This window comes from Nonomuraea fuscirosea, from assembly GCF_035917475.1.
Lineage (GTDB): Bacteria > Actinomycetota > Actinomycetes > Streptosporangiales > Streptosporangiaceae > Nonomuraea > Nonomuraea fuscirosea.
In genome coordinates this window covers 3,702,905-3,719,071 of sequence record NZ_CP109074.1, presented here as the reverse complement: position 1 = coordinate 3,719,071, position 16,167 = coordinate 3,702,905, and the positions used below count along the sequence as shown (strand labels likewise).

The window sequence follows — 16,167 nt, the reverse complement described above, 5'->3', positions numbered from 1 at the left end:
GTCGGTCAGCGTTTGTCCAGGGCCCGGATGATGTCGACGAAGAGCTCCATGTCCTGCAGGTAGTCCTCCGGGGTCGTCTTGGGCGTGCCGCCCGTGGTGACGACGTCGTGGAAGTGCTCCAGCTCGTAGGTGTAGGGGTCCTTGAGGTGGGGCCGCCGCACGGAACGCACGTAGGAGTCGCCGTCGGTGAGCTCCAGGTGCAGTGTGGTCGGGAAGTGGCGGACGTACGGCGTGTCGTACTCGACCTTCATGGTGCCGCTGGCGCCGTACACCTCGATGTAGGTGTCGTAGCGCAACTGCTGGTCCACGCCGGTCTCGTAGGTGACGACGAAGTCGCCGTAGTCGAGCAGGGCGACGACGTAGCCGCCGGCGCGCCACATCTTCGCCGCCGAGACCTCCTTCGGGCGTCCGAGCAGCTCCCGCATGGCGGACAGGTCGTGGCTGCCGAGGCCGCAGAGCAGCCCGTACGTCCACTCCAGCTCCTGGGGGACGTCGCCCAGCGCCTCCTTCACCAGCGCCGACCTGCGCGCCCACTTCTCGTCCACGGCCTGCTGGGGGACGTCGTCCGGGCGGTCGACGTAGGACGTCTGGTCGACGATCAGCCGGTTCTCGCCGATCACGTCGTGGACGCGGGCGTAGCGGATCGGGCCGAGTTCGGGCAGCTTCGCGACCGCCTCGGTGAACGCCGGCGCGAAACGCCGCATGTAGGCGACCATCACCGTCCTGCCGGACCGGTCGCGGGCCGCGATGATATCCCGGGCCTCGCGGGGGCTGAGGCACATCGGCTTCTCGACCAGCACATCGAGGCCCGCGTCGAGTGCCGCGATCGTACAGTCGGCGTGGTATTCGTCGCTGTTGAGCACGATCACACAGTCGAGCCCGCCGTCGGCGATCATCTCGCGGTGGCCGGAGTAGCGGCGCCCGACGCGGTGACGGTCGCCGACGCGCTCCAGCAGGCCCGGCGAGAGGTCGCAGATCGCGGCGATCTCGTAGCGGCCGGGCAGCGACTCGAGCACGGGCAGGTGGATGACCTGGGCGACCTCGCCCAGCCCGATGACGCCGACGCGCAGCTTGCTCAACTGGGCACCTTTCGGTAGTTGGGGGTCCGGGGAGCGCTCGGATCGCCGGGCATGGTGGGCGCTCAGGCCCTCTCTCGGAGGCTGTGCAAATCGGTTTGCTAGACGCCACGGTAAGCCGCTCCGCGCCTTCCGGTCAACGCCGCTCGGGCGCGCCAGGGCTGTGCGCGGAGAATGCGGGCCGGAGCACCTGGAGCGGCCCTACTTCGACTTCGGCGAGCGGGACCCGCTCCGGGTCGCGGCCCGGTACGCGAGCGACGTGGCGGCCGTCTACGGCATTCCCGGCTCGATGCTCACCGACCTCTGGACGCCCGTGGGAGACGGGCCCGTTCCTGAACCGGCCCTGCTTCGCTTCGCCGAGGAGAAGTCGATCACCCAGGTGACGACCGTCTCGTTCGTGCAGACGGTTCTGTCGCTGCCGATCTGGGAGGCCGGTCTGAGCGTGTCGCTGCTTCCGGATCCGTTACGGGTGGTCGCCTCGCGGAGCAGCGTCCACCTGGAGGTGGACGTCGAGAGCCCGCGGCCGGGTCGGGCCGCATCGCCGCCTCGACCAGGTACCGGATCGTCCCGTCCAGTACGGAGAAGTCCGGTGGACGGGTCAGCACCAGGTGGTAGACCGCCTGCGCCGTCTCCGCCACGAACGGCGGCCGGCCGGTCGCCGCGAACAGCAGCACCGCGCCCCAGGCCCAGGTCGCGGTGCACGACCTCGGCCATGTGGATGGCGGTGAGCGCGGTCGCGATCCCGGTGCCGAACCGGTGCGGCTGCGCCTGGTCGAGAGGGCCGCGCTCGGCGATCGCCCGGCGCAGGCTGGGGCCGTCGACGTACTCGCTGACGATGTACGGCTCGGCGGCGGCGACGTCGGCCGCGATCACCCGGGCGGTGCAGAAACCCGCCACCCGCTCCCCCGCGGCGTCGTACGCCTCATAGACGACGCCCTGCCCGCCCGCACCGAGGCGCCGGCCAGCCAGAAGCCACCGAACTGCCGGATCTCCCCCGCCGGCGATGCCGGGTACCCCATCGAGACCTCCCTCGCCTCGACACCCCGTCATCGATGGTGAGGCCGCCACCAGGCTTTGCCAAGAACCCGGCGGGCCACCTCATCGGCCTCCGGGCTCCGGGAGGCTCACCGCCGGACCGGGCGGAAAACGAGTGGCCTCCGGCCGCCCGCGGGCGCTTCACTATGAGCCGTCTGCCACCGAAGGAGTTCCATGATCGTTGTCTCGGCCGCGTCAGGTGCGCTCGGCCACCTCGTCATCGACCGGCTGCGCACCCGGGCGGAGGTGGTGGCCGCGGTGCGTGACCCCGGCCGGGCGCCCGCGGGCGTCGCGATCAGGCGGGGCGACTACGACGACCCGGCGAGTCTCCTCGAAGCCTTCGACGGCGCCACGCGCCTGCTCCTGATCTCCTCCCCGGAGCTCGACACCGCCCGCCGGATCGGCCACCACCTGGCCGCGCTCTCCGCCGCCGCGCAGGTGGGCGTCGGCGCCGTCGTCTACACCAGTTTCCTGAACGCCGGCACGGTGGCCACCGGGATGACGGAGGCCCACCACGCCACGGAGCAGGCCATCCTGCGCAGCGGGCTGCCGTACACGATCCTGCGTCACCCCTTCTACGGCGACGCGTTCATCCCGGAGATCTCCGGCGGCGAGCTGACCGGCAGCGCCGGGGGCCGGGGCCTGAACACCGCCTTCCGCTCCGACCTGGCCGAGGCGGCGGCCAACGTCCTGACCGGCGAGGGCCATCTGGGCCGGGCCTACGGCTTCACCGGCCCGCTGTGGAGCCATCCGGAGGTGGCCGAGGCGCTCGGCGTGCCGTACCGCGAAGTGCCGGACACCGCTCCCGGCCCCATGAGCCGGCTCAACGCGCAGGTGCGAGCCGGCGCCCTGGAGCAGCAGACGCCGGACCTGGAGCAGGTGCTCGGCAGACCCGCCGAGACCATGCTCTCCCGCCTGCGGCGTCACCCGCTCTCCAGCGGAGCCAGCCACCGGTAGCGGTGCCGCGTCTCCTGGCCGAGCCAGCCGTTCACACTGGCCAGGCCGCGCTCGTTGATCTGCCCGTCGTGGATGCCGAAGGCCCGCTCGGGGGCGACCGCGCGGACGAAGTCGATCACCTCCGCGGTCTTCAGCCACGAGGCCTGCAAGGGGACCAGCAGCGTCTCCACCGGCTCTTCGGGGACGTGCAGGGAGTCGCCGGGATGGTAGAGCGTGCCGTCCACGAGATAGCCGAGGTTCGCGCAGTCGGGCCGGCCGCCGTAGATCGGCGCATGCCGCCCGCCGACCGCCCGCACCCGGAACCCGGCCGCCGTGAACGTCTCGTCCACCTGCACGGCGGTGTACGGCAGTGCCAGCTCGGCGCCGAGCGGCGCGTACACCTCGACACCGGCGCCCAGCAGCCGCAGCACGTCGGCGTGGTCGGTGTGCTCATGGGTGATCAGCACCGCGTCCGCGCCGGCCAGCGCGCTCGGCTCACTCCAGGTCCCGGGGTCGACGACCAGGACGCGATCCTCGTGCTCCAGCCGTACACAAGCATGGGTATATTTCGTGATTTTCACGATGATGATCGTCGCCGAGTGAAGGGCAAGACGGCTAGCCGACTGCTGGGATGCCCGATGTGTCGGCTCGGCGTCCGTTCTCCTGCCGCCGAAACTTCCGCAAAGACTGGCGCAGGGAAGACCCGAGGTGCGGGCGCGCCGTGGAGGCGCGGGAGAACCTGGACGTCGACCCAGGCCGGCCCAAGCAGCGAACCCACACTCGCCTCGCCCAAACCTCCAGGCCCCGCCGTGACGACCGGAGGGAGTGACCGGCGTGCCCCTCACTGAGGAGCGTCGGCGACGCTTGCGGATCACCGCGGTCGTCGTCCTCGTGATCGCGTTGCTCATCTTTGTCCTGATCACGTGGCCTGACCAGGGAAAATTCGACCCGTCCCGGCTGCTGGGCCTGCTGGTGTCCGCGACCATGCTGATCGGGAGCGCCATCGGGCTGACCACGTGGGCGCTGCGACGGCGACCCCCGCCCGCCGCCCCGACCGACGCGATGGTCGCCGAAGCCAAGACGGCGCTGGCGAACCTGGTGCGGCGGCAGTGGAAGGACGAGGCCCGCCTCCGCGCGCTGGGCGACCCGCACCCGATGCCGGTCGCCTGGCAGCTGACCGCCAAACGCGCCATGATGGACCACCCGCAGCGGATCGCCGAACAGGAACTGACCTTCGCCGGCAACGCCGTGAACCTGCGCGCGCTGACCGTGCAGTTCCGCGCCCTGCGCAGCCGCCGCCTGGTCATCACCGGCGGCGCCGGCACCGGCAAGACCACGCTGGCCGTGCAACTGCTGTTGGACCTCCTGGCCACCCGCACCAGCGCCGAACCGGTGCCGGTGATGCTGTCGATCGCCGGCTGGGACACCACCCGCCACCGCCACCTGGGCGAATGGCTGACCGCCCAGCTCGCCACCATCTACCCGACGCTGCGCGCCGGCGAGTACGGCGGCGAGGCAACCCCTGCGGCACTCACCGAAGGCGGCCACATTCTGCCCGTTCTCGACGGCCTCGACGAACTGCCCGCTCCGGCCCGCGCGCAGGTCATCACGGCGCTGAACGCCTCACTAGCCGAGACCGACCAGCTGATCCTCACCAGCCGTACCGTCGAGTTCGCCGCCGCCGTACGGAGCGCGGGAGACACTGTGACCGGTGCGGCCGTCATCGCCCCTGCCGCGCTCACCCCACCTGTCGCCGCCGCCTAACTGCGTACCTGCCTGCCGCCCATACCCGGCCACGATTGGCGACCCGTCCTGGCCGCCATCAGCTCAGGAGCCGCCCCCGCGCTGGCCGCGGTGACCGCCACCCCGCTCGGCCTGTGGCTGCTCCGCATGGTCTACATCCTGTCCAACGCCGACCCCGCACCACTGCTCGGCCCGCTCGGCCACGACTCCAAGGCCCTGCGCCACCACCTGCTCGACCACCTCGTCGGCGCTCTCATTCATGCCCGCCTACCCACCACCGATCCCAGCGACCCGTTCCTGCCCCGCCGCGCCTGGGATCCCGGCGAGGTCCGCGCCTGGCTCGGCCACCTAGCCCAAGCCCTGACCCGCCACCGCACCCGGGACCTGGCGTGGTGGCACGTCGCCCGCTACACCACCTCTCCCGTACGGCGCCGTCTGTTGCAGGTGGCCGTCGGGTTCCTGGTGGGACTCGGGGTGGCCATGGCGGTGGCCATTTCCCTCACTGGCACCAGCGATCCCGTGGATGAGATCGCCGGCGCTGCGCTGGGACTCATCGCCTGGATTCGGGTCGGTGACCGCGTCGGCAACTGGTTCGAGGAGGCCCCGGGCTACACCAACCGGAGACTCATTCTGCGTCGCTTCGGAGGAGTCGGGCTCGGGCTCGCAGTCGCAGTGGTGGGGCTTCCCATCTCAGCCGTCCCCATGGCGCTCTCGCTACCGCACCAGTACAGGTACATGGTCGGAGTGGTTGCTCTGCTCTGCATCGTGTTGGGCCTCATCGGCGGATCTATGATCATTAGGTCGGCGTGGTCGAGAGAGATGGAACTGCCCACCCCGCTCACCTCCTCAGCCAGTGCCGCGTCGACATGGCGAGCCGACCGGACTCTCACCGTTGCCCGTGTCGCCGCGCCCACATGCACGTTCGGTGTCATGGTGTTCTTGTTGTTCGCCGTGATCGGAATCCTCGATGGTGATCCTGTGACCTGGATACAAAACGGCCTCGTCTACGGACTCACTCCCGCATTCATCGGCGGATTCGTGTACGGCCTGGTGTCCGGCCATCATCACGCATGGCTCGCGTGCGAGCTCACCCTCCTGACCCAGCGCCGCCTGCCGCGCAAGCTGATCCCGTTCCTGGACGACATGCACCGTCTCGGACTGCTCCGCAGCGTGGGCCCGCTCTACCAGTTCCGCCACGCCGAGCTGCACAATCACCTCGCCCGTACCGCCCGGCCCGGCGGATGACCCGTGGGACGGCCTGACCGTGAACATCGGGGCGGTGTGAGCTGACCGCTGGGGTCGACCCGGAGTGAAAGAAGTTTGCAATCGTTTCTTCACCGCCTGGATCACCCAAACTGGCCGCCTAGGTTTTACAGTGCGTCCAGCCGAGGGAGCGCGATGGAGTTCGGAATACTGGGTCCCGTGACCGTGTGGCGCGAGGGTGAGCAGCTCGATCTCGGCACGCCCAAGGCGCGGGTGCTGCTGGCGGTGCTGCTGTGCCGGGCGGGCACGGTCGTCTCCGAGGATCAGCTGGCCGGGGCGCTGTGGGGGGACGACCCGCCGAGGAGCGCCACCAAGAACGTGCAGACGTACGTGCACCGGCTGCGGCGGCGGCTGGGTGACCCGGCGCGGATCGTACGGCAGGGCTCCGGCTATCTGGTGCCGCCGGTCCGGGACGAGCTGGACGCGGCGAGGTTCGAGGCCCTGGCCGGGTCCGGGCGGGCGGCGGAGGACGCCGGTGAGCCGGAGCAGGCGACCCACCGCCTGCGCCAGGCGCTGGAGCTCTGGCGCGGGCCCGCGTTCTCCGGCCTGACCGATGTCCCGATGCTGGCCGCGGAGGCGGCGCGGCTGGACGAGGTCCGCCTGTCGGCGCTGCAGTCGCGGATCGCCGTGGATCTGCGGCTGGGCCGCCACGCCGAGCTGCTGGGCGAGCTGACCGCGCTCATCGACGCGTACCCGCTGCGGGAGCGGCTGCGCGCGCAGCTGATGCTGGCGCTGTACCGCTGCGGCCGGCGGGCGGACGCGCTCGCCGAGTACGCGCGCGCCCGCAGGACGCTGATCGCGGAGACCGGCCTGGATCCCGTCGAGGAGCTGCACGAGCTGCACCAGCGGATCCTCACCCAGGACCCCTCGCTCGACCTCGTGCCCCGCGCCGCGGCGACGGCCGGGGAGGCCCGGCGCCCGCCGGCGAAGCCGGATCACCGTTACCTCGCCGCACACCCGGCGGACGACCCGGGGGCGCCCGTGCCCGCCGAGTTACCCCCGGACATCGCGGACTTCACCGGCAGAGACCGCGAGGTGGCCGACCTCACCGCGGCCCTCACCAGGCCGCGGCCCGGCACCGTCGCCATGGCGAGCATCGCGGGCCTGGGCGGCCTGGGCAAGACCACGCTGGCCGTGCACGTCGCGCACCGGATCGTGGGCCGTTTCCCGCACGGCCAGCTCTACGCCGACCTGCGCGGTGCCTCCGCCGATCCCGCCCGCCCCGAGGACGTGCTCAGCCGGTTCCTGTTCGCCCTGGGCGTCAGCACCACCTCCATCCCCGACTCGCTGGAAGAGCGCGTGGCGCTCTACCGGAGCAGCCTGGCCGGGCGCAGGATCCTCGTCCTGCTCGACAACGTCGCCGGTGAGGAGCAGGTGCGGCCGCTCCTGCCCGGAGCTCCCGGCACGGCCGTGCTGCTCACCGGGCGGGTCCGGCTGGTCGGCCTGGAGGGCGCGAGCCTGCTGGAGCTGGACGTCCTGCCGTCGGCGCAGGCCATGGCGCTGCTGGGCCGGATCGTCGGCGACGAACGCGTCCAGGACGACCCCGACGCGGCGCTGGAGATCACCCGGCTGTGCGGGCGGGTCCCGCTGGCGGTGCGCATCTCGGCGGCCAGGCTGCTCGGCAGGAGGCAGTGGAGCCTGTCCCATCTCGCCGGCGTCCTGGGCGAGGAACGGCACCGGCTGGACGAGCTCGTGGCGGGCGACCTCGACATCCGGGCCGGATTCGAGATGAGCTACCAGACGCTTCGGCCCGGCGCGCAGCGCGCCTTCCGGCTGGCGGGCCTGCTCGACGCGCCCGACTTCGCCTCCTGGACGGTGGCGGCTCTGCTGGACGTGCCGGTACGGCAGGCGGAACGCGAGATCGAGATCCTGGTCGACGCCCACCTGCTCACCCTCACCGGCCCGGACGAGACCGGCGGGCTCCGCTACCGCTTCCACGACCTGATCCGGTTGTACGCGCGCGAACGGGCACAACGCGAGGACCCGGAGACCGAGCGCCTGGCCGCGCTCCGGCGGGCCCTGGGCGCGTGGCTGGCGCTGGCGGAGTCCGCGGCGGAGCACGTTCCCGGCCCGTGTCACGCGCTCATGCACGGTCCCGCGCCGCGCTGGCGGCTGCCCGCCGGGGTCGCCGGGCCGCTGCTGGCCGATCCGATGGCCTGGTTCGGCGCGGAGCACGCCGCGCTGATGACGGCGGTCGCGCAGGCGTGCGAGGCGGGCCTGCCGGAGTTCGCCTGGGATCTCGCCGGTTCCACCGAGACGTACCTGAACGTGCGCGGCCTGTACGACGGCTGGCAGCGCATGCACGAGCAGGCGCTCGCGCTCTGCCGGCGCACCGGCGACCAGCGCGGCGAGGCCGTGCTGATGCGCGGCCTGCTGGAGGTCACGACCTGGAACTCCCCGGCGGGCCCAGGTCCGGCGATGCGGCGGATGCGGGCCGGCGCGACGGAGCTGCTCGACCTGTTCACCCGGCTGAACGATCCGGTCGGCATGGCCGACGCCCTGGCGACCCTGGCGTGGAGCATGACGGCCGACGGGAACGGCGGCGCGGAGGCGCTCGCCCTGGCCGGGCGTGCCCTGCGCACGGCCGCCGACGCCGGCTACCTCGGCGGCCAGGCGCGGGCCTACCACGTGATGGCGATCATCCACGGCGAGGACGACCCGCAGGCGGCGCACGCGGTCCTGCAGGAGGCGGCGAAGGTCGCCGAGGCGCTGGGCAACCCGCACTACACCACGACGGTCACCCAGTTCCTCGGCGCGGCGAAGGCGTTCTGCGGCGACGCCGAGGGCGGCCGCGCACTGCTGGAGAGCTCCCTGGCCATGGCGCGCCGGCTGAACTACCGCTATCTGGAGACGTTCTCGCTGCTCTATCTCGCCAAGCTGCTCGCCGCGATCGGGGACCCGCGGGCCAGGGCGACCGCCGAGCTCACGCTGTCCTACAGCGAGGACGGCAACTTCGGCCACTACCTCGCCGACGCGCTCAGCGTGCTCGGGCAGCTCGACCTGGCCGAAGGGGACGTGCCCGCCGCCATCGCCACCCTCGAACGCTCGGTGCGGGTGTGGCGGACCCGCGGCTCCATCCCCTACCTGGCGCGCACGCTGCGCTCCCTCGGCGACGCCCACGCCGCCGCCGGTGACCACCGCGCGGCCGGGGCCGTCTGGGAGGAGGCGCGCGAGCTGTTCCGCGCGATCGCGCACGAGAGCGGCGTGGAGACGCTGGACGACCGGCTCAGAGCGGCGAACCGGCCGTGACGTCCAGGACCAGCTCGGCGACGTGGTGATCGCCGCTCTGCGCGGCGGACGGGTCGGGCAGCGCCTCCTCGAACGTCACCAGCGCGGTGCCGGGCCGGCGCAGGGCCGCGGCGAAACCGCGTACGAGCAGCCAGCTGCCGAAGTCGAGATACATGGGTTTGTGCCACTTCTCCTGGGTCTGGGTCCACGACGCCGGGGACGTGGTCAGGCGCTCGTCCACGCTCTCCGGTTCTGGACGGGTACGGAAGAAGCACCGGCGGGGGATCCCCTCGGCCCGCCGCCACTCCGCGAGCCGGAGCAGGAACCGGCTCTCCTCCTCCCCCTGCCTGGGCAGCGGCACGTCGCCGGCGGGGAACCTGGTCTGCGCCCGTCCGGCCACGAGCGAGCCGACGACCAGGCGGGGCCAGTCGCGGCGCCGATCGCGCGGCGCGGCGCGGGAGGGGTGCGGCGGCGGCAGGATCGTGAGCGGCGGCACGTCACCTGACAGCACCGTCAGCAGCAGCGAGAACGGCGGCAGGAACTCCCGCGCGGCCACCCCGGTGTGCACGACGCGCACCTCGCGCCCGCCGGTCGTGGCCAGTCCGAGCAGGCCGCTCTCCTCGTCGAGCCGGACGACGAGATCCTCGATCCGCAGCCGGGCGGCGCCGTCGCGCCCGATCAGGCCGGGGGTGCCGCCGAGCTGGTACGGGAGGCACCGGCGGTGGTCGTTGAGCGAGATGCCGAACCGGCTGCCGAACGCCGCGTAGACCGGCCCTGCGCCCGGGTCCGCCACGCCGGTCCCCCGCCAGCCGGTCAGATGGTCGAGGCGGGCGCGTACGGAACCGAAGCCGGTGCCCAGCGCGTTGACCACGCCGAAACCGCCGGCGGGCTGGACGTAGGCGCTGATGGACCGCATTTCGGGCACCCAGGGCGGGTAGGCCATGATGGCCGTTCGCAGGGCTTCGGCGGGCACGGTGACGGGTCCGCTCGCGCCAGGTTCGCCGGCGTTGAGTGGGTAGGGCGACAAGGCTGCGAGGGCGTCGGCCATCACGTCGCTCAGCCGGCGCACCCGGTCCAGCACGCTGTCCTCGGGATGCAGCGCCGACGGTGCGACGACGCTGCCGCGCAGCTCGGCGCCGATCTCGTCCTCCGCCGTCACGGCCCGCTGGTACTCACGGTAGAACGCGATCACGGGAAGGGGGCCGCGTTCGCGCAGCCGGTCGCCGAAGAGCTCGGTCAGGGCCAGTCTGGCCGGCAGGTGCGGCGCGAAGGGAGCGATCCAGCGGCGGATCAGGTCCAGGTCGTCGGCGACCGGCCGCCACGCGCGTGCCGAGCAGACGGCCGGCGGCTCCGCGGCCACCGCCGTGTCGCGGACGTTGACGGTCGTCAGCGTGGTGAACATGGCGTGCTGCGGATCACCCGGCACGGCGAACCCGGCCAGCTCGCGCAGCCCGCTCACCACCGCCTCGCGGCGAGCCCGGTAGGAGACGAGATCGCCGACCGCAGGACGCACCGCCAGCGCGGCGGCCGCCCGCTCCAAAGCGACCGGCAACGCCCGGGCCTCGCTTTCCATCCCTTGCCGTGCCCATGCGGCGGCTCCGACGAGCACCTCGTGCGGGTACGCGACCGGCAGCCCGGGCACGAGGAGGCCGGCGTCGAGCAGGTGGTCGAGGAAGGCGTCGACCTCCTCGTCCAAGGACGCGTCCCCCGCGGTGAGGCGTTGCCTGAGCACGTGGCGGGGCAATCCCCCGGGCTCTCCACCCAGCAGCTCCACCAATGCGAGAACGGACGGCCGCGCGGGGACGGCGCAGTAGCGCTCGCCGCCGAGCAGTCCGAGCATCCCGAAGCCGCGCAGGAACACCACCTGCTCCCCCAGACGCTGGGCGGAGGCGTTGAGCGCGATCGGCGCCCGGCCGGACAGGGCCGGACGGCCGAGCACGAAGGCGGCGATGTTCTCGCGGATGTGGTAGTAGGACAGCTCGAACGCGCCGGACCGATCCACCGGGCGCGTCTCGACGGCGGGACCACCGGCTCGCCACAGCACGGGGCCGCTGGTGGTGAACGTGCTGAGCGGGCTCGTCTTCGTCACGGCGCGGGCCAGGTAGCGCGCGAGCGTCGTCGTGGTCCCGGTCCTGGGCGTGCGTCTCGGGCCGGCGATCCATTTCTCCAGTTCGGCCGCGAGTACGGGGCTCGTACCGCCGAGCGCGATCCGGAACCCCGGGTCCGTCGCGGCCTTCAGCAGCGCGTTCAGGCCGGACTCCCGCTCGGCGGAGAGTACCCGGGGCAGGCGCTCCTCGGCGGCGGCGAGGGCGGCGGCGCCGGCCAGCCAGCCCGCGATCCCGCGCGACACCTCAGCCGGCAGCCGCCCGGCGATCTCCGGCGTCCACTCCCCCGCACCCGGCCGCCGCCCGGCGTGCAGGGCCCGGCGCAGGCCGATGACGCGCGGGCGTACACCGTCCCTGGGCAGGTCGCCGATCACGGCGTGCAGCGCGCCGGCGAGCGCGCGCCCCTCCGCGCGGTGCCCGTCCCGGCGGGCCAGCACGTCGTCGAGGGCGGCGGCCAGGCGCGGCGAACGGAGCCCGTCGAGAGCCGCCGCCGCCAGCCCCGCGACGCGGACCACCGCGTCTCCCGTCACGCCCGCCATCCGCGCGGACGCCTGCGCTGAGCTCATCGATCTCCTTCGTGCTCCGGGCTGCGGTCCGGATGGGTGAGCCCGGCCCGGTGTGCGTGCCGGGCCGGGCCCCTCACCGATGCCGGGGTGTCAGCCGTCCGGCCCGGATCACCTCGGTGACTTGGGCGATCCGCTGCAGCAGCTGCAGCCGATGATCTGGCAGGAGCAGCCGCAGTTCCTGGAGGCGCCGTGCTCCAGCATCCCGTGGCCGCCGGTCAGCGACTCGATCTCGAGGTCGCCGGTCTCCAGTTCGAAGACGTCGACCGGCAGGTCGGCGACCGAGAACTTCGATTTCGCGGAGCTCATCGCGTTCCTTTCTCTCACCCGGTTCCCCCAGCGGGAGCCGGACACTTTCGGGAACCGCCCCCGGCCGGTTCCTGGCCTGGTTCAGCTCGCCGGCACACCGGGAGCGACGGGCGCGGCGCCGCCCAGCTGGCTGGACAGGAGGTCGGCGTACAGGCGGTCGCTCCTCCTGAGCTCGTCGTGCGTGCCGACGGCGCGGGCGACGCCCCGGTCGAGGACGACGATGCGGTCGGCGTCCATGACCGTCGAGAGGCGGTGCGCCACCACGATGACGGTGACCGAACGCGCGATGGCCCGGACGGTGTCGCGCAGGGCCGCCTCGTTGACGGCGTCGAGGTGCGAGGTGGCCTCGTCCAGCAGCAGCAGGCGCGGCCGGCGGAGCAGGGCGCGGGCGATGGCCAGGCGCTGCCGCTCGCCTCCCGACAGGGTGCCGCCGCGGTGCCCGACGGTCGTGTCGAGCCCGTCGGGCAGGCCGGCCACGAACCGGTCGAGCCGGGCCATCCGCAGCACCTCGGCCAGCTCCGCGTCGGTGGCGCCGGGGGCGGCGAAGGTCAGGTTGTCGCGGATGGTGCCGGCCAGCACGGGAGCGTCCTGCTCGACGTACCCGATCGCCTGGCGCAGCCTCGCGAGCGGCCAGTCCCTGATGTCGCGGTCGCCGACCAGGATGCGGCCGTCCTCGTGCTCGTAGAACCGTTCGATCAGGCCGAACACCGTGGACTTGCCCGCCCCCGAGGCCCCGGCCAGCGCGGTCACGGTCCCCGGGGCGGCGGTGAAGGTGAGGCCCCTCAGCACCGGGCGGGCGGCGTAGCCGAAGTGCACGAAGTCGAAGCGCACGCTCAAGGGTGAGCGGTCCGTCTGCGGCGGCGGGGGCTCGTAGCCGGGCTCGGCGGGATAGTCCAGGGCCTCGGCGATCCTCGTCGCCCCGGCACTGGCCGACTGGTACGAGGCGAGCGCCTGGATCACGTTCTGCATCGGCCCGATCAGGTAGAACACGTACAGCAGGAATGCCACCAGCACGCCGACCCCGATGGTCCCGGTCGCGACCCTGGCCGCGCCGGCCGTCAGCACCGTCAGGAGCGCGAGCTGGTAGGTCAGGCCGGTGACGTTCGCGGAGACCACCTCCCACAGCGACGCCCTGGTCCTGGCCCGGCGTACGGCCTCCGCCGCCGCGTGCAGGCGGGCCTCCTCCGCCCCCTCCGCGCCGAACGCCCGGATGGTGCGCAGGGCGCCGAGAGCACGTTCCAGGTCGGCGGTGAGCGTGCCGACGGCCTCGGCCGTGGCCATGCTCGCGCTCCGGATCCTGGGGGCGACCAGCCGGAAGGCCAGGAACGCGACGACGACCACGGCCAGCGTCAGCCCCAGCAGGACGAGGTCGAGGAATGCCATGAAGACGATCACCGTGATGATCACGGGGATGTGCACGCCCAGGCCGACGAGCACATAGCCGGCCAGGTCGTCCGCGCTCGCCGCGTCGGCGGTGGCGCGGGCGAGCAGGTCGCCCGGCCGGAGCCGGTCGAACTCCGGGATGCCCACCCGCACGAAGCGCGAGGCGAGCAGGCGGCGGACGTCCCTGGTCAGGATGACGCCCGTCCGGTCGAGCAGGAACCAGCTGCCCGCGTTGAGCACGACGTTGACCACGACCAGCCCGCCGATCAGCAGCATCCAGCCGAGTGCCGGGTCTCCGGCGGCGACCTGCCCGACGAGCCGCTGGGTGGCCAGGGGCAGCGCCAGGACGCTCGCCGCGGACAGCAGCGCCAGCACGAGGCCCAGGGCCAGCCGGGCGCGGTACGGCCGCGCCCAGCCCAGGAAGATCCGCCACACGGCCACCGTCCGGGCGGCCGCCGCCTGTTCAGTCATCGATCCTTCTCTCCGCAGTCTCGGACGGGTTTGTGACGTCTCGGGGTACGAGTGCGGTCCGGTGGTCTCGGGCGCTTCATGGGAACGGGTGCGGTTCGGTGTTGAGCTCGTCCTCGGTCAGGGGGCGCGGGGTGTGGCCGAGCCGGTGGGGGACCTCCAGCAGCCGGGGCAGCCCGGTGGTGCGCCGGTGGCGGTGCCCGAACGTCATCGGCAGCGTGCCGGGGATGAGCACCTTGACCGCGTGCAGGTCCATGGCGCGCAGTTCGTCCGGCGTCTGGTCGACGACCACGACGTCCAGCCCCGACCCGGTGTAACGGCGGACGACGGCGCGCATCAGCTCCCCCAGGTCGCCGGAGGCGAACTCCTCCGTGCCCGCGCCGATCTCGCCGGCCGCGCGGGAGGGCGTGCCCGCGGTGAGGAAGTCCAGCCTGGCCGCGGCGCGCGGATCGTGGAACAGGAGCGGGTGGTCCTCCATCTCCTCGACGGCGGACGAGTCCTCGGCCATGGCCGCCGCCCTGGCCCGCGCCTCGGGGGTGAGGCCGTACCGGATGCCGCTGGTGAGCATGTCGCCCAGCTCGGCCACCGCGCCCATGACCGCGCGGCGGCCGGACAGGTGCGCGCCGGCGGTGCAGAACGCGGCGGGCAGGCCGGTGCCGGGGGCGGCGGTGGCCAGGGCCCACACGGCGGGGATGCCGTGCTCGGTGGTGATGTCGAAGAGGCGCAGGTCATAGCCGGTCTCGGCGCGCAGGGCGGCGAGGTGGAGCGCGTCGCGCCCGTCGAGGGTGGCCGGATCGATCTCCGGTACGGGCATGCGCGCGTACCAGGTCAGCAGGAAGCCGTCGCGTTCGGCGATCTCCAGCATCCCGTACAGGACCGCCTCCTCCAGGCTGGAGCCGAGCGCGCACCCGTTGGAGACCTCGTAGACGAAGGGGCGGTTGTCCGGTTCGTGGGAGTGGGTCCCGTAGTAGGCGAGCGTCTCGGGCACCAAAATCGGCTCGCCGCGCAGGAACGACCAGCCCCACACCCAGCGGTAGTCGCGGTCCGGGTCGAACGGCTCGTACCCGAAACCGGGCTCCTCGTAAGCCTGTGGTGGGTGCAGCCCGAGGGTGCGCGGGTCCAGGGCGCGGTCCGCCAGGTCGTGGTAGGTGCCCACGTTCGGCGGGTGCAGCCGTCCCGGCGCGGCGGAGAACCGTTCCAGCGCCTCCAGCAGCGCGATCGTCCGGCTGACCCGGCGTTCGGGGGCGCGGCCGTAGCCGCCCGATCCCCTGCCCCACCGGTGCGACACCTCCGCCGAGCTGAGGATCGCCCCGCCGGAGGTGCGGTCGTGCAGCAGCCACACGACGCCGGTGCGCTGGTCGACGTAGGTTTCGGTCAGCGCGTCCAGCTCGGCGACGAGATCGCGCCCGCGTACGGCGCCCTCGGCGTGGCTCGGGACCGGCCTGGGCGTCCCCAGCGCCACCGGGGGCTCGTCGGTGACGCGCGGGCCGCAGACCGCGCAGAGCGGGTCGGGCAGCACCCGGTGCGGGGTGATCGTGAGGTCGTGCAGGTCCACGGTGAGCACCGTGCCGCGGGTCCGCGGCCGCTCGCCGGCGGCGTGGGAGCGCAGGTCGTCGGCCATCAGCGCGGCCGCCAGGCGGACCGCGCCCTCGGTCAGCAGCGGCGACGGGCCGGCCAGCCGCTCGGCGTGGCGTTCGCGGACGGCTTCGTTGCGTTCGTGCATCGGGCCGGCCCAGGACTGCCGATAGGCGGCGCAGGAGGCGCATCCCTGCTCGCCCGGGGTCTCCCAGGGGCCGATGACGATCGTGTCCAGCTCGGTGCGGACCGGGAGCACGGGGCCGGTGAGCCTGGCGCGCAGGTCCGCCGTGACGACGTCGGCCCAGCCGTCGGTGGCGGCGACGGCCGGTGACGGGGGGAGGTCGCCGTCCGGGAGGGGGACGGGCCGTACCCCGAGCCGCTCCGCCACGGCACCGGCGATCCGCCCGCCCGCCAGCACGGTCACGGGGTGCTCTGCCATTCGCGCCTTCTTTCCGGGTTCGTTCGGGTTTGGCCGTGCCG

11 protein-coding genes are annotated in these 16,167 nt (G+C 73.0%); 4 read left to right on the top strand and 7 right to left on the bottom strand.

All coding sequences use genetic code 11. The features are described from left to right. Positions 1–5 precede the first annotated feature (5 nt). Together OIE67_RS16820 and OIE67_RS16815 are read right to left on the bottom strand one after the other, a co-directional pair. Positions 6–1,079, bottom strand: coding sequence for a Gfo/Idh/MocA family protein (locus OIE67_RS16820; protein WP_326641314.1), 1,074 nt, complete (start codon positions 1,077–1,079; stop codon positions 6–8). Between the two features lie 267 nt (positions 1,080–1,346). Further along, positions 1,347–1,973 (bottom strand): protein kinase family protein, encoded by a 627-nt coding sequence (locus OIE67_RS16815; protein WP_326641311.1) that lies wholly within the window; start codon positions 1,971–1,973, stop codon positions 1,347–1,349. A 312-nt stretch (positions 1,974–2,285) separates the two neighbouring features. Here OIE67_RS16815 and OIE67_RS16810 point away from each other — a divergent pair, with 312 nt between their 5' ends. Beyond that, positions 2,286–3,068, top strand: a complete 783-nt coding sequence (locus OIE67_RS16810; RefSeq protein ID WP_326641309.1) for an NAD(P)H-binding protein — start codon at positions 2,286–2,288, stop codon at positions 3,066–3,068. Here the strand turns inward: OIE67_RS16810 and OIE67_RS16805 are convergent. Further along, positions 3,035–3,628, bottom strand: coding sequence for an MBL fold metallo-hydrolase (locus tag OIE67_RS16805; protein WP_326641307.1), 594 nt, complete (start codon positions 3,626–3,628; stop codon positions 3,035–3,037). The two genes, OIE67_RS16810 and OIE67_RS16805, sit on opposite strands and share 34 nt — an antisense overlap. Before the next feature lie 283 nt (positions 3,629–3,911). Here OIE67_RS16805 and OIE67_RS16800 point away from each other — a divergent pair, with 283 nt between their 5' ends. The 3 genes from OIE67_RS16800 to OIE67_RS16790 all read left to right on the top strand — a co-directional run bounded on the left by OIE67_RS16800 (position 3,912) and on the right by OIE67_RS16790 (position 9,302). Continuing rightward, positions 3,912–4,811, top strand: coding sequence for an NACHT domain-containing protein (locus OIE67_RS16800; protein ID WP_326641305.1), 900 nt, complete (start codon positions 3,912–3,914; stop codon positions 4,809–4,811). Between the two features lie 90 nt (positions 4,812–4,901). Further along, positions 4,902–6,035 (top strand): hypothetical protein, encoded by a 1,134-nt coding sequence (locus tag OIE67_RS16795; RefSeq protein ID WP_326641303.1) that lies wholly within the window; start codon positions 4,902–4,904, stop codon positions 6,033–6,035. A gap of 153 nt (positions 6,036–6,188) precedes the next feature. Then, the gene (locus OIE67_RS16790; RefSeq protein ID WP_326641301.1) at positions 6,189–9,302 is read left to right on the top strand and encodes an AfsR/SARP family transcriptional regulator; all 3,114 of its coding nucleotides are present in this window, start codon (positions 6,189–6,191) and stop codon (positions 9,300–9,302) included. On the opposite strand, the gene OIE67_RS16785 is transcribed toward OIE67_RS16790, so the two are convergent. From OIE67_RS16785 to OIE67_RS16770, 4 genes are all read right to left on the bottom strand, one after another. Continuing rightward, the gene (locus OIE67_RS16785; protein WP_326641299.1) at positions 9,280–11,952 is read right to left on the bottom strand and encodes a lantibiotic dehydratase; all 2,673 of its coding nucleotides are present in this window, start codon (positions 11,950–11,952) and stop codon (positions 9,280–9,282) included. The genes OIE67_RS16790 and OIE67_RS16785 overlap by 23 nt on opposite strands. Positions 11,953–12,060: 108 nt before the next feature. Continuing rightward, the gene (locus tag OIE67_RS16780) at positions 12,061–12,258 is read right to left on the bottom strand and encodes a thiomuracin/GE37468 family thiazolyl RiPP peptide (protein ID WP_326641297.1); all 198 of its coding nucleotides are present in this window, start codon (positions 12,256–12,258) and stop codon (positions 12,061–12,063) included. Positions 12,259–12,339: 81 nt separating this feature from the next. Next, positions 12,340–14,112 carry an ABC transporter ATP-binding protein gene (locus tag OIE67_RS16775; RefSeq protein WP_326641295.1) on the bottom strand — a complete coding sequence of 591 codons (1,773 nt, stop codon included), beginning with the start codon at positions 14,110–14,112 and terminating at the stop codon, positions 12,340–12,342. A 76-nt stretch (positions 14,113–14,188) separates the two neighbouring features. After that, complete coding sequence (locus tag OIE67_RS16770; RefSeq protein ID WP_326641293.1) at positions 14,189–16,126, bottom strand: TOMM precursor leader peptide-binding protein; 1,938 nt, start codon at positions 16,124–16,126, stop codon at positions 14,189–14,191. Positions 16,127–16,167 lie beyond the last annotated feature (41 nt).

Coding starts and splice junctions, on each gene's coding strand:
- OIE67_RS16810 (WP_326641309.1), top strand. CDS start 2,286: ATGATCGTTGTCTCGGCCGCGTCAGGTGCGCTCGGCCACCTCGTCATC.
- OIE67_RS16790 (WP_326641301.1), top strand. CDS start 6,189: ATGGAGTTCGGAATACTGGGTCCCGTGACCGTGTGGCGCGAGGGTGAG.
- OIE67_RS16785 (WP_326641299.1), bottom strand. CDS start 11,952: ATGAGCTCAGCGCAGGCGTCCGCGCGGATGGCGGGCGTGACGGGAGAC.
- OIE67_RS16780 (WP_326641297.1), bottom strand. CDS start 12,258: ATGAGCTCCGCGAAATCGAAGTTCTCGGTCGCCGACCTGCCGGTCGAC.
- OIE67_RS16775 (WP_326641295.1), bottom strand. CDS start 14,112: ATGACTGAACAGGCGGCGGCCGCCCGGACGGTGGCCGTGTGGCGGATC.
- OIE67_RS16770 (WP_326641293.1), bottom strand. CDS start 16,126: ATGGCAGAGCACCCCGTGACCGTGCTGGCGGGCGGGCGGATCGCCGGT.